Below are 12,855 nucleotides of genomic sequence, written 5' to 3' on the forward strand. Positions count from 1 at the left end.
ACATGCGTACTATCCGGGGCATGACAAACATCCTCATCTCCGGCGCGGGCATCGCTGGCACCGCCCTCGCCTACTGGCTGCGCCGGCACGGCTTCGCTCCCACCGTCGTCGAGCGCGCCACCGGCGTACGCGACGGTGGCTACAAGGTCGACATCCGGGGCGCCGCCCTGGACGTCGTCGAGAGGATGGGACTGCTCGACGACATCCGCGCGCTCCGCACCGACGTACGCACCGGAAGCGTCGTCGACGGCGCCGGACGGCAGGTCGCGAGCATGGACGGCGACAGCTTCGGCGGGCGCGTCCACCAGGACGCCGAACTGCACCGCGGCGACCTCGCCCGGCTCCTGCACCAGGCGACCGACGGCGTCGAACACCTCTTCGGCGACTCCATCGCCGCCGTCGACGGCACCCGCGTGACCTTCGCCAGCGGGCTCGTACGCCACTTCGACCTGATCGTCGGCGCCGACGGGCTGCACTCCGCCACCCGCGCGCTGGCCTTCGGCCCCGAGGAGCGCTTCGTCCACGACATGGGCTACAACGTCTCGGTCTTCAGCGTCCCCAACCACCTCGGCCTCGACCGCGAGGAGCTCACCTACGTCGGCCCCGGCCGCACCGCGCTGGTCTACAGCACCCGGCAGGACACCGGCATGAAGGCCATGTTCCTGTGGCGGTCCGCGGACAAGGCCACCGGTCGCGACGCGCAGCAACGCGCCCTCGCCGACGCCTACCGCGGATCGGGCTGGGAGGTGCCGCGCCTGCTGGAGGCCATGACCGGCGCGCCCGACTTCTACTACGACTCCATGAGCCAGGTGCACATGGACCGCTGGCACGCCGGCCCGGTCGCGCTGATCGGCGACGCCGCCCACTGCGCCTCTCCCGCCTCCGGCCAGGGCACCAGCCTGGCGCTGGTCGGCGCGTACGTGCTGGCCGGCGAGCTCAAGCAGGCCGGCGGCGACCACACGATCGCCTTTCCCGCCTACGAGGCCCGCATGCGCCCCTTCGCCGAGACCAACCAGGCGCTCGGCCCCGCCAACATCAAGCGCATGGTGCTGTCGAGCCGGTCCCAGGTGCGCATGTCGATGCTGATGCTGCGGCTGGCCGACCTGCTGCCCGGCAAGGACCGCATCATGGCCAAGGTCGTCGAGCCCATCCACCGCGCCGCCACCGCCATCGACCTGCCCGCCTGGTGACACCCCGCCGCTCGTACGACCACACCGCCGCCCTCCTCATCGTCGTCGCCCCAGGGATCCAGCGCTTCGCGTACTTCCGCCCGCTCGACCGCCTCCGCAGGGGAGAGGCCACGCTCGCGAAGGCTCGGGCGCGAGCCCGGCCGGTCGCTAGGCTGCGGCCGTACGATTCGCGGCGGGCGCCCCGTAGGCGTACCTCCGGTCAGAGGGAGGGCCGATGGGCGAGACGCAGTTCCTTTGGAGCGTGGTGCTGATCTACCGGACGGACATAAGCGGCGGTTACGCACCTCCACGTTTCAGTGAGGATGTGAGGGTGGTACGAGCCGATTCGGAGGACGCCGCCCAGGACGTGGCCATGGTTCTGGGACGGGAGGACGAGGTCAGGTACGGCAACACCTTCGACGAAGAGGTGACGTGGCGGTTTCTCGGAATAGCCTCGCTGCAACTGCTCCAGATCGACGAGCCTGAAGCAGGAGCCACGCTGCTGTCACGATCATTCGACAGCCTGGACCGCTACCGGGACCTCTTCGAGGTCGATGACCTGCCGGAAGATCCTCAGAACCCTCTGTAAGGGTCCCTTCCACGGGGCGAGGCGGTCCATCGGTTGTCCGTCACCGGCGGGCAGGAGGCGGTTCGGCCCGGCCTGACCGGCGCGCATGACAAGGGCGGCGTCGAGGGCCACATCGGCCGATTCCGCGTCGATCAAGTGGTCCCTGTCCCCGAGGCCGACCCAGATCGACGAGCAGGGTGACGGACGGGTAGGCGATCGGCCGCGGCATGATGGCAGAATCCAGCCATGCCGACCCCGGCAGCCGAACCGACGGGCGTAGGGCTGCGACGTCCACTCACGCTTGGTCAGATGGCATTTCGGCAGGCGGCACATGGCCGGTTCAGGCATCAGGGATCACGGGTCGTCGGTTCGGCTCCGCCGCCGTGAAGCCCAGCAGCAGTTCGCCGATCGCCTCGGGCGCTTCCAGCATGGGCAGGTGCCCGACGCCGGGCAGTAGCTCGACCCGGGCGTTCGGCACCGCCTCGTATCGGTGCGCCGACGGCTCCCAACGAGGGTCGGCAGCACCGAAGATCACCTGCACGGGGACCCCGACGGCGGCGAGCCGCTCGGGCACGCTGCATTCGGCGATGTAGGCGGTGTTCCGACGCAGCACCGTCCTCATCGCGCGGTAGGTGATGCCCCGTACATCGGCGACCACGTCATCCGAGAGGTCCACGGGGCGAACGGCCGTCGCGCTGATACCCTTGCGGATCATCGCATCCGAACGCCTCGGCCATATCAGCGGGCCCAGGGGCGGGGCCAGCAGTACTCGAAGGATGAACGGCTGCCGGAGCAGCGCATCCGGACTCGGGCCACTACTGATCAACGCAAGCGCACCCACGAGGTCGGGACGTCGCTCGGCCAGCGCGGTGGCGACGTAGCCGCCGCTGGAGTGCCCGGCCACGGCGACGTGACGAAGCCCGAGGTCGTCCAGCAGCGCCGCCACCTGACCCGCCTGCGCGGGCACCTCATACGACGGCGCGGGCGGGGACTGGCCGCAGCCCGGGAGGTCGACCCGGATGACGTGATGGTGACCGGCCAGCGCCGGGACCACCGGACCCCAGAAACCGCTCGAGGCCCCCGACCCGTGGATGAGCACCGACGGCGGCGCCTGCCGCGGGCCGTCATGGACCACGTGCATCCCATGCGAACGTTCGATGTCGTCTTCATCCATGCGGAGACCATGCACGCGCGGCCGGCCGCGGGTCTTGGACGAATGTTCCCGAGCGGTCGAAGACCGGCGGCCGTCACCATAACGGCCGTACCTCCCAAAGCCGGAACATGGGTCCACGCCTCCCACGCGCGCCGCGCCGGCGTCCACGTCGTAGAAGCGCGCCGGCAACTGCAGCAGAGTGCTCTTGCCTGCGCCGGACGGTCCGACGATCGCGAGCCGCCGTCTTTCATGGACGGCGTCGTACGCGAAGCAGAAGTCACGCAGCTCCACCCGATGTTCCCGCGGCGGATTCGGGTGGGCGGGCTCGGGCAGTGGCCGGACCGCGAGCAATTCTTCGATCCTGCCGACCGCGCGGCCGGCGGCCTGCAGGTCGTCGAAGCCGTACCCGAGTACCGCCACCGGGGCGGTCAGTCCCAGCCCGAGCAGCAGCATCACCGCGGTCGCGGAGATGATGACGGCACCGACCTTTGTCTTCCTACTGCCGGAGTAGATCTGCCAATGGTGGTGCCGGCTGGTGCAGTAGGTGTGCACCCTCCGGTACTCCACCACGTGGCCTTCGTGCCCAGCGGCTGGTTGGGGAACTTCGCTGCCTGCTTTGGTTCTTTCGGTTGTGCCGGTCTGTTCCGGGGGCCGGCATCTCGGACATGATGGCGTCGGCTGACGCGTGCAGATCAGCGACATCCTGTGCGCTCAGCGGTCGCTGGTAGACGCGTGTCTCATCGATGTCGCCCAGCATGCGAGTGCCGAGCCGGCTTCGTGCTGCTCGCTTGGGGACGTCGCGCGTTCGCCCCGGAACCACCGCAGCACCAGCACCCCCTGCCAGGACGGAGTCGGAGCGCGACTGCCCTTGGGAGTGCCGAGTCGGTGCCGTTCGTCCCGCAGCGATCGGGCAACGTGGTGAACCAGCGCGCGGGAGACGTCGAGCATGGCTCGATGAGCAATTACGTGGAGCCTTTCGGCTGATGAGGATCCTGTGGTGGGAGCTCATCTACCGGAGGCTCCACGCCTGTCTCCGGCCTTCGGCGACTTCTTCCGAAATTCCGGTACGTGACTGCGGACGTCAGAAATCCCCAATCATCCGAATTATTTCTCCGAGATCTGTTCGTCACAGATTCCCGGTGGCTCGAACGATGTTGTAGTAAGCGTCTGCTTCACGCCGGCATAAAACACCGGCTGCGGACTGCCATCCGTCGAACTTGTCGCAGACGTCGTACATATCGCGCCTGAACTTCTTGTCGATCCTGTGGCGGTTGTCTTCGGTGAAGCGGTTCTGCTTCTTGTAGTTGCGGTAGCCGAAGTCGTGCCGCTGGCACGAAGGCTTGAAGTTGAACCCGCTGGGCCTGTCGGGCGACTTGGAGCAGGCGTCACTGCTCCAGTCGATGCCCTGGCCGGCGTACGGCCGCTCAACGCGGAGCTTCTGGAATGCCGACATCGAGATCTCGTAGAGCCACATGTCGGTGAACTTCCGCTTCTGCTTCGCCGTCAGTTTGAGTGACGCGCTCGACTGCTGGTCCGGCGCCTGTATTGCGGCGGCGGACGTCGGGGCCGCCGTCCCGACACCTGTGACGGTGACCACCGTTACGACGATGGTCGCCAGTGAACCTCTCAACATGCCGTCGAATCCACCTCTTCCTTCATTTCGATGAGCGGCACTGCCGTCTCGGGATGCCGGGAGTATTGGCGCCGACGCAGTTCGCCGGTGCCGCCGGAGATCGCTGTGTGCCGTCGCTCCGGAGCGGTTCGCGCAGCTCTTCCCGGTCGCGGGGCGGTGCGATGTCAACCGCGTTGGGGAGTCTGGGCCGAGGCCGGCACCGGTTTTCCTGGGCAGGTGGTGGTGCGCTTGCCGGTCTCGAAGTAGTCGATGATCTTCGCGGCGCAACCGGGTACCTGGGCCGCGGAGCCGTGGACGTCGTCGTTGACGGTCACCAGGGTTCCACCGATGACCGCGCGCATGGCAGGCGTCCATTCGTACGGTGTCTGGGTCTCGTAGCGATGGCCGGACAACACCAGCGAGCCGCTGACGGGCCGCACCGTCGGCGGCTTCGCCGGCAGCAGCCATCCTGCGCACATGTGCACGAAGGGGCTCGTCCGGCCGGTCACCGGATAGTCCTTGAGACGCTGCTGGTAGTCCTTCCAGTTCGACGCGAACGTGCTCGGGCTGGAATCCTCGTTGCAGTGGAACGCGCGGCCCGCTGTCTTGTCGGTCTGCGTTTCGTCCCCGGCGGGCGGGTCGCCGAACGCCTTCTTGACCGTCGGTGGCGCGACCGGGCCCTTGGCGTCGGTGAGTTCTTTGAGTACTTGGGCCATCATGGGCCATTGAGTGCTGGGACGACCTGCGGCCTGGGCGATGAGCGCCCCGTCCACGGTGAGGCCGACGTCCGTGAAGGTCAGCGGTTCGGCGTCGTACGAGGCGACCATGTCCTCCAGCGCCGAGACCACCTGCCGCTTCGACGTGCCCAGCCCGTAGGTGTCGTCGCGCTCGGCCATCCATGCGGCCATCCGCTGGAAGTTGCGGTCGACGGCGTCTGTGTGGGTTGCCGTCCATAAACCCTTCCAGATATCGGGCGGGGTGGAGCTGTCCAGCCACATCCGGTCGACATCGCCGGGAAACATGGTGCGCAGGACCGCGCCGAGCCACGTGCCCCAGGAGACGCCGAAGAAGCTGATTTTCCGATCGCCCAGCGCGGCGCGGATCCGGTCGATGTCACGGGCCACGTTCGGGGTGGTGAGCTGCCCCATGAATGCGAGGTCCTGCTGAGTGCACTGCTTGCTCCACGCGACCATGTCGGCGTAGGTTTTCTTGGCCTGTTCCTCGGTGATCGGCCCTGGCGAGGGCTTGCCCCGCGGGTCATCGGGGCAGGTGACCTTGGTGCTGCGGCCGACGCCGCGCGGGTCGATCCCGATCAGGTCGTAACGTTCGTCGAGTCCCGCCGCGCCCCTCATGACGAGGTTGAGAGGCATCAGGTAGCCGGAGCCGCCAGGCCCGCCCGGGTTGAGCGCCAAGCTGCCCAGGCGGTTCTTCTGGTCGGCGGCCTTCAATCTGGTCAGGGCTACGATGATCTGCTCTCCGCCTGGGTCTTCATAGTCCTGGGGTACGCTGATCGTCCCGCAGTCCATACGGCCGTGCAATTTCCTGACCGCGGCGAACTGATCCTCCTTGTAACCCATCTTGCGCAAGTCATCGTTGGAGAATTCCGGGCATTTCCGCCACACGATGGCAGGAGTTCTGGCCCGGAAGTCGGCTGCGGCGGCGGGGGTGCCGACCGTAAGGGAACTCATCAGCAAAGCTCCCGAGATCAAGCAACCACTCGCGCGGACGGCTGTCGCACCATTCACTGATCGAGCCTTTCCTCGGAGAGAACGACCTGGCCGGACAAGAAGATCGCCCACCACGGTGTCGGTCGCCGGCGATCAACTTCTTTATCCACCAGAGGTTGTTTCGTGGCTGTTTCCGTGAAGGAAGGCTTTCGCCCTCTCATCCGGGGTGGACTTGTGGCAGCAGAGTGAGCGCTTCGGCCAGGGCCGGATCCCGGCCTGCGGCCAGATCGCCGGGGTCGTCGGGGTCTGGTAGGCGGGGACGCCGATGGTGTCGATCAGTTCCCGATGAGGGCCGAAGTGGTGGAGGGACGGCAGTTGCAGCACGCTGCCGTCGTTCAGTGGATACGTGATCCCGTCGCCGGCCACCCAGCCCGTGGGCCGAGTGCCGACGAGCGGGGCGAGGTGTGGGCGGAGCGCTCCTCCTTCGCGGCAAGCGAGCTGCCTGCCGCGAGGAGAGCGCTACTTCGAGGGGCAGAGGACGGCCTCGGCGGCCTTCTCCATGAGGGGGTCCAGATCGGGATCGAGGTTGGAAGCGCCCAGGGTGGTGGAGAGGGCGAACTGCACGCGTCCGTCCGCGGTGTTGTAGGTGATGGACTTGCCCCCGGGTCCACCGCCCGTGACGCTGAAGTAGCCGCCCTGGCCGTCGCAGATCCGGCCGTTGGCCGCCGGCTTCGCTGCGCTCTTGGCCGCTTGCTCCTTGGGGAGCAGGCGGCCCAGCAGTACCTGGGTCAGCTCCTTGGGCAGCAACTCGTTCTTGACCAGGGCGCGGTGGAAGGCGCTGAGGTCCTCGGTGGTGGAGATGACTCCTGCGGCGGCGTAGCCGTGGCTCATGTTCTGGCGGTCGACGTCGCGCAGCTTGCCGTCCTTGTCAGGGTAGTAGCCATGGCCGTGCGGGCCCTTGATACCGCCGGGCGGTTCGGTGGGCAGGTAGGTCCTGTCCATGTCGAGCTTGTCGAACAGGCGCCGTTCGAACTCCGCCGACACGGTGTGCTTGGTGTACCTCTCGAGGATCAGGCCGAGGAGGAAGTAGTTGGTGTTGGAGTAGGTGAACTGGGAGCCGGGCTCTCCCGTACGCTTCAGGTCGCTGGTCTGTTTCACCATCTCCAGCGGCGTGTGGTAGGTCATGTCGAAGACGTCCGCGGCCGGCAGGTTGGGAATGCCGGAGGTGTGCTGCAGCAGCTGCTGGAGGGTGATCTGGTCGGCCAGCTTCACCAGGTCCTGTTCGACGACGATGGGCAGCAGGTCGCTCAGCTTGTCGTCCAGGGCGAGCTTCTTCTCCTTGACCAGCTGGAGGATCACGGTACCGGTCATGAGCTTGGTCTGGGAGCCGATCCGGTAGCGGGCACTGGGCGGGATCTTGCCGCCCTTGTCGTCCAGCAGGCGGGTGCCGCCCGTACCCTGGGCGACCCGCTTGCCGTCGACGTAGACGGCGCCGATCGCGCCCACGATCTTGGAGCTGGCGGCCAGCTCGGTGAGCGCTTTCTGTACCTCGCCGAACTCGGGACGATCCGTGCCGGTGGCGGCGGTGGCGGGTGCTGTGGTGCCGAGCGTCAGCATCGCGCATGCCACACCGGCCAGGCCGGCCGCTTTCGCACGCTTCACGATTAGCGTTCCCTTCTGTTGAGACGCGCCGGTATGGAGTGGTCATATCGGTCTCGACGCGTGGTGGCTTCCGTGTCTAGTCCTGGCGAAGTTTCCTGGCCGTTTCCGCCGACGCCGCCTGCAAATCTCGCGCAGCCCGCGACGTCTGAGAGCGTGCATCACCCGCAGCCGGGGAAACGCGTGGCGGAGGAAGAGCAGGAACGTCGCACGGCCGGGACGCCTGCCGGAGAACCGGGCTCCGAACAGGAGCCGTTGCATACCCGCTGCGCGGTTTCATGATCAAGGTGGGGCGTTGCCTGCGCCGCTGTACGGTCGCCAGGTCGGCGCGGGTGATGGCGTGCGCGGCGTCGCCGATGAGCAGCAGCCCATCGAGGCGCCAGCGCTTGAGCCGGTCGAACCGGACGTGAAGCAAGTGGACCTCGTCCATGCTCTCCAGCCGGCTCACCCGGTCGGCGTAGCCGGGGCGCGAACGAGCGACGCGCTTCCCGAAGCGCTCAACCCCCTCGGCCCGTAGCCGCGCGTCGGAGCCCTTGACGGTGAGGTAGACGTTGATGATCGTCGTCGCGGGCCAGCGCCTCGCGGCCCCGGACGATCGGCGCCACGCCGGCGTCATGTGCGCCCGTCTCGGGCCGAGGCCGGCAGGCGGAACCACCAGACGTCGAACGGCACACCGAACTTCATGGGCGCCAGACCCGCCTCGCGGCGCAGGATGGAGTGCCTGCCGTCGCATCCGACCGTCAGCTCAGCCCAGATCTCCCCGTCGCGTCGATGTGTGCCGGAGCGAGGTCGGTGCCCCTGACGCGCTGTTCGAGGAGCTGGACCTGACCGGCCAGCTCGTCGTGCACCGAGCGCCTCTCGGAGGAACGCCTCGCCGGTTGGGCGGAACCACCCGACCCGGCGAGCTCAGCCGGCGCGGAGCATGCGGCGCGGTATCGAGGGGGCCAACCGCATCAGGAACGGCAACAGCCGAGCCTTTCCGACATAGATCTCTGAGCGGTTCTCGGCGAGACCATGGACGATCGCCTCCGCGGCACGCTGGGGGCTGATCTTCCCGCTGCCGCGTCCCCGCGTCATGTCGGTGTCGACGAGGGGCAGCACGACTTCGACGGCCTGGATCCGGGCGCCGGAGTCCTGCAGCTGGTACCGCAGCGCCCGCGTGTACGTGGACAGGGCCGATTTGGTGGCGCAGTACACCGGAGCGGCCCGCTTGGGCGCCAGCGCCAGGCCGGAACCGATGTTGACCACCGCGGCGTGACCGGAGGCCCGCAGCGCGGGCAGCGCCCGCAAGGTGAGCAGCACCGGAGCGGTGAGGTTGGTCTCGATCTCGTCGGACACCGACCGAAGGGCCGCCGGTGTGGCACCGGCGAGATGATCGGTCTCGATCTGCACGGCCGCGTTGTTGACCAGGAGGTCGAGCCCTCCCCATTCCTTCTCGACCACGGTCAGCAGGCGGGAGCGGTCGTCCGGTTCGGTGAGGTCGCAGGGCACCGTGAGCACGTCCGCGCCCAGGGCGTACCGGGCACCGGCCAGCCGGTGCGGGTCGCGGCCGCACAGCGCGACCCGCTCACAGCCGCGCCGCAGCAGTTCGGCGGCGAGGGCGAGTCCCACGCCGGTGCTGCCGCCCGTGATGAGGGCGCGGTCATAGGGAAGGCTCATGATCGGTCTCCGTAGGGATGATGACGGTCCGGTAGCGGCCCGGGCTGGCGCCGGTTCGCCGGGCGAACTCGCGGGCGAAGTGGGGGCCGTCGGCGTACCCGGCCAGGAACCCGACGGTTGACAACGGCACGTCGGGGTTTGCGAGCAGCGTCGACGCGTGGATGACGCGGGCGGTGGCGACCACCGAGGAGAACGAGTTCCCTTCCTCGTGGAGGCGCCGTTGCAGCGTACGGGCGGACATGCCGCCGGCCGTCGCGAGCTCGCGGACCGTCCACCGCCTGGTCGTGTCGGTGAGGACCCGGCGCAGGGCGGCGTCGGTGACCGGTCCCCGTCCGGTCTCGGGTGGGGGAGCCGGATGCCGCGGTTCTCCGGGCGGATGGGCGGTTCCGGGAATCCAGGCCAGGCGGAAGCGGTCGACCGGCCCCGGCGGTACGTGGCCGGTGGTCAGCTGACCGTGGTCGAGCAGCGCCGTCCCGTCGGTCAGGCTCAGCCGGACGCTCGCGCACCCTTGGGCCGAGAGCAGGCCCGCCAGCACTCCCGCCACGAGCAGGCTCTCATGCCGTACGGGCGGTGCACCGGCCGGCGCCGAGTGCCGCACGTGGACGCCGCGGGAGCCCTCGGCGGTGATGATCGTCCGGTGCCGTGAGTGCACGTAGCGCTCAAGCCGTCCCCACCGGGCCAGGCACTCGACGGGAGTGGGCGCGGACGTCAGCGCGTGCCCCAGGGGGTCGAACGGGCCGCCCGCCACAGCCTGCCCCGCGAGGATCAACGCGCTCTCGCCGTACGCGGCGGCGACGGCGGCGAGCAGTCGCCGCTTGTCGCTCAACGTCACGCGCGGCCCCTCGCACCTCGCCCCGTCCGGCACCGGAAGGCCACGACGGCGCAGGGACGCGATGACCAGTGCCACCATCGCCGCCGAGGAGTGTCCCTCGTCCATCCCGACCACCTCCGCGCCGAGCGTAAGGTCCCGCGTGGAACGATGTCGTGAACGATCGCGCCATTCCGCCGGACAGGGGCCACGTGACGTCGCTCTAGACTCGTGCGCCCTCGCGGGAACGCCGCAGGAGCGAGTACGCGCAGGCCAGCCCGAGCACCAGTTCCACCACCGCGGCGAGCACCAGCCCGCCGGCCGGTACGCCGTCGAGCGCGATGCCGAGAAGGCGCGACAGCGCGTAGGCGAGGTACCCCGTGGCGCCGACGGCCGCGGCGGCCACCGCGAACCGGGTGGAGAACGCGCCGACCATGATGAACACCCCGGCTGTGAGCAGGACGCCGCCCGCCGCGCGCGTCTCGCTCAACAGGCCCGCGTCGGCGACGACCATGATGCCGTTGGCCTGGTGGAAGGCCACGGGCGCGAACAGGGTGGCCGCGCCGATGACGATGAGCACCAGACCGGCCACGAAGAGAAGGACGGAGTGCGGGTCCACGCGCCTGCTCATCGCTGCCACACGCCCGACGCGGCGGCGGACCGGCAGAAGCCGGCGAAGGGTTCGGCCACCTGGCCGGCGGGCAGGGTGATCATGCCGCGCCGTACCTGCTCCAGCAGGTCGCCTTCGCTGAAGTTCTGGGCGAACCAGCCGGCCCTGATGAGGGTGTGGCTCAGCCCGGAGCCCTGGACGATCTTCTCGCAGCTCTGTGCGTGGTGCTCGCCACGGCCGGACAGCAGCACCAGGTGTTCGAGACCGGCCTCGATCGCGTACGAGACGAGCTCCTCGATCGCGGCGGGTGCGCTCGGGACGGCGAGGTCGGGAGCGTAGGCGATGTAGGCGGAGCCCGCGCCGTGGAGCACTGCGGGCCGGCTCGACGGCTGTTGCCACGAGAACGGCGGGTCGGTGCGCCGCCCGGCCGGATGGACCCGGTGGCCGCCGGCGGAGAGCCGGCTGACGATGCGCCGGCCGGTCTTGCCGGTCGAACCGATGACGAGGATGGGACGTGATGGCATGGCTCCTGCGCTCCTTGGGGTGGTGACAGACCCAGTCTCGGCCGCATCGTCTTGGACGGACAATCACAGGAAGTCCGTGATTCTTAGCCGTTCATCCAGACTGGCGGACGTGGGGGACATGCGGCAGAGTGGCGGGCGTGCACGATCGCGTCCGTACCCCTCCCGCTGCCGGCGACCTCCTCGGCGAGGCGCTGCACCTGCTGCGGCTGACCGGCACGCTCTACTGCCGGGCCGAGCTGACCGCGCCCTGGGGCATAGCCGTGCCACCGCTGCCGGAGCTGATGGCGCTGGTGGTGGTCACCGCCGGGCACTGCTGGCTGGACGTCGACGCCGACATCGACGGCGCCGGCCCCCGCCTCCTGCAGCCGGGCAGCCTCACCCTGCTCCCTCACGGCGTCGCGCACCGGTTCCGCAGCGATCCCGGGGCCACCACCGACGATCTCTTCGACCTCCCGGTCGAGCAGATCAGCGAGCGGTACGAGATCCTGCGCCACGGCGGCGGCGGTGAGCGCACCCACGTCACCTACGGCGTGGTCCGCTTCGACCATGCCGCGGGGAGCAGGCTCGTCGCCCAGCTCCCCCCGATCGTCCACCTCGACGGCTGGGACGACGACGATGCCGGCTGGCTGCACAGCACGCTGCGGCTCGTGTCGAGGGAGGCGCAGGCGCTGCGTCCGGGCGGGGAGACCGTTCTCACCCGGCTCGCCGACATCCTGGTCATCCAGGCGATCCGATCCTGGCTCGACGCCGCGCCGGAAGCGCGGCAGGGCTGGCTGGCCGCCCTGCGCGACCAACAGATCGGACGCGCGCTCACCGCGATCCACCGGGCACCCGAGCAGGACTGGAACGTCGCCTCCCTCGCCAGGGAGGCCGGCATGTCGCGGTCGGCCTTCTCGGCGCGCTTCACCGAGCTCGTCGGGGAACCACCCATGCGATACCTGGCCCAATGGCGGCTGCAGCTGGCCCGCACCCACCTGCGGCGGACGCCGGAGCCGCTCTCGGCGGTCGCTCATCGTTTCGGGTACCGGTCGGAGACGGCGTTCTGCCGGGCGTTCAAACGCGCCTTCGGCGTGTCACCGGGAAGCGTCCGGCCGCGTGCGGCGGCCTCGCTGCTGCCCGGACCCGCCCTGCTGGATTGAACGGTTCCGGATCCCCGTCTCGTCTCAGCTCCTCAAACCCGATCCGAATCCTTGGCCTTACCCTCCTTGGGCTGCTTGCGCGCCACGCCGGCGTCCTCCAGCTCGATCTCCGTCGATGCCTGGATCACAGTACTCATCAGGTGCATTCTCCTTGATCAGGAGTTACCCCAGTGACCGTGCAGACCCTTGGTACTAGATCGTTGATGTGAAATTCGGGTTAGTGATCGTAGGCGATCAGGGATCGTTTCACGGGTGCGCCGATGTTCCAGTTGTGCCAGATGACGACG

The 12,855-nt window shown here is 68.9% G+C and carries 12 protein-coding genes; 3 read left to right on the forward strand and 9 right to left on the reverse strand.

The window, feature by feature from the left end; genetic code table 11:
- Positions 1 to 20 precede the first annotated feature (20 nt).
- Both AB0K18_RS45805 and AB0K18_RS45810 read left to right on the forward strand, forming a co-directional pair.
- Positions 21 to 1,190, forward strand: a complete 1,170-nt coding sequence (locus AB0K18_RS45805; protein WP_364928076.1) for an FAD-dependent monooxygenase — start codon at positions 21 to 23, stop codon at positions 1,188 to 1,190.
- Positions 1,191 to 1,404: 214 nt separating this feature from the next.
- Positions 1,405 to 1,758 (forward strand): DUF4288 domain-containing protein, encoded by a 354-nt coding sequence (locus AB0K18_RS45810; protein ID WP_364928078.1) that lies wholly within the window; start codon positions 1,405 to 1,407, stop codon positions 1,756 to 1,758.
- Positions 1,759 to 2,077: 319 nt separating this feature from the next.
- Here the strand turns inward: AB0K18_RS45810 and AB0K18_RS45815 are convergent, their stop codons facing one another.
- From AB0K18_RS45815 to AB0K18_RS45855, 9 genes are all read right to left on the reverse strand, one after another.
- Positions 2,078 to 3,460 (reverse strand): alpha/beta fold hydrolase, encoded by a 1,383-nt coding sequence (locus AB0K18_RS45815; RefSeq protein ID WP_364928081.1) that lies wholly within the window; start codon positions 3,458 to 3,460, stop codon positions 2,078 to 2,080.
- 556 nt (positions 3,461 to 4,016) lie between these two features.
- Entirely contained in the window at positions 4,017 to 4,487 is a 471-nt protein-coding gene (locus AB0K18_RS45820) for a phospholipase (RefSeq protein ID WP_364928084.1), read from the reverse strand.
- Between the two features lie 200 nt (positions 4,488 to 4,687).
- The gene (locus AB0K18_RS45825) at positions 4,688 to 6,190 is read right to left on the reverse strand and encodes an alpha/beta fold hydrolase (RefSeq protein WP_364928087.1); all 1,503 of its coding nucleotides are present in this window, start codon (positions 6,188 to 6,190) and stop codon (positions 4,688 to 4,690) included.
- A gap of 498 nt (positions 6,191 to 6,688) precedes the next feature.
- Positions 6,689 to 7,831 carry a serine hydrolase domain-containing protein gene (locus AB0K18_RS45830; protein WP_364928090.1) on the reverse strand — a complete coding sequence of 381 codons (1,143 nt, stop codon included), beginning with the start codon at positions 7,829 to 7,831 and terminating at the stop codon, positions 6,689 to 6,691.
- 76 nt (positions 7,832 to 7,907) lie between these two features.
- On the reverse strand, positions 7,908 to 8,444 hold the full coding sequence (locus AB0K18_RS45835; protein ID WP_364928093.1) for a hypothetical protein: 537 nt from the start codon (positions 8,442 to 8,444) through the stop codon (positions 7,908 to 7,910).
- Between the two features lie 290 nt (positions 8,445 to 8,734).
- Entirely contained in the window at positions 8,735 to 9,487 is a 753-nt protein-coding gene (locus AB0K18_RS45840) for an SDR family NAD(P)-dependent oxidoreductase (RefSeq protein WP_364928096.1), read from the reverse strand.
- The gene (locus AB0K18_RS45845) at positions 9,471 to 10,424 is read right to left on the reverse strand and encodes a helix-turn-helix transcriptional regulator (RefSeq protein WP_364928099.1); all 954 of its coding nucleotides are present in this window, start codon (positions 10,422 to 10,424) and stop codon (positions 9,471 to 9,473) included. Before AB0K18_RS45845 ends, AB0K18_RS45840 begins: the two co-directional genes overlap by 17 nt.
- Positions 10,425 to 10,518: 94 nt before the next feature.
- Positions 10,519 to 10,926: a DUF4345 domain-containing protein gene (locus tag AB0K18_RS45850; RefSeq protein WP_364928101.1), complete on the reverse strand. Its 408-nt coding sequence runs from the start codon at positions 10,924 to 10,926 to the stop codon at positions 10,519 to 10,521.
- On the reverse strand, positions 10,923 to 11,429 hold the full coding sequence (locus AB0K18_RS45855) for a hypothetical protein (protein ID WP_364928104.1): 507 nt from the start codon (positions 11,427 to 11,429) through the stop codon (positions 10,923 to 10,925). Before AB0K18_RS45855 ends, AB0K18_RS45850 begins: the two co-directional genes overlap by 4 nt.
- A 137-nt stretch (positions 11,430 to 11,566) precedes the next feature.
- On the opposite strand from AB0K18_RS45855, the gene AB0K18_RS45860 reads away from it, so the two are divergent.
- Positions 11,567 to 12,568: an AraC family transcriptional regulator gene (locus tag AB0K18_RS45860; protein WP_364928107.1), complete on the forward strand. Its 1,002-nt coding sequence runs from the start codon at positions 11,567 to 11,569 to the stop codon at positions 12,566 to 12,568.
- The last annotated feature ends 287 nt before the right edge of the window (positions 12,569 to 12,855 follow it).

The organism is Nonomuraea sp. NPDC049421, assembly GCF_040677005.1.
Lineage (GTDB): Bacteria > Actinomycetota > Actinomycetes > Streptosporangiales > Streptosporangiaceae > Nonomuraea > Nonomuraea salmonea.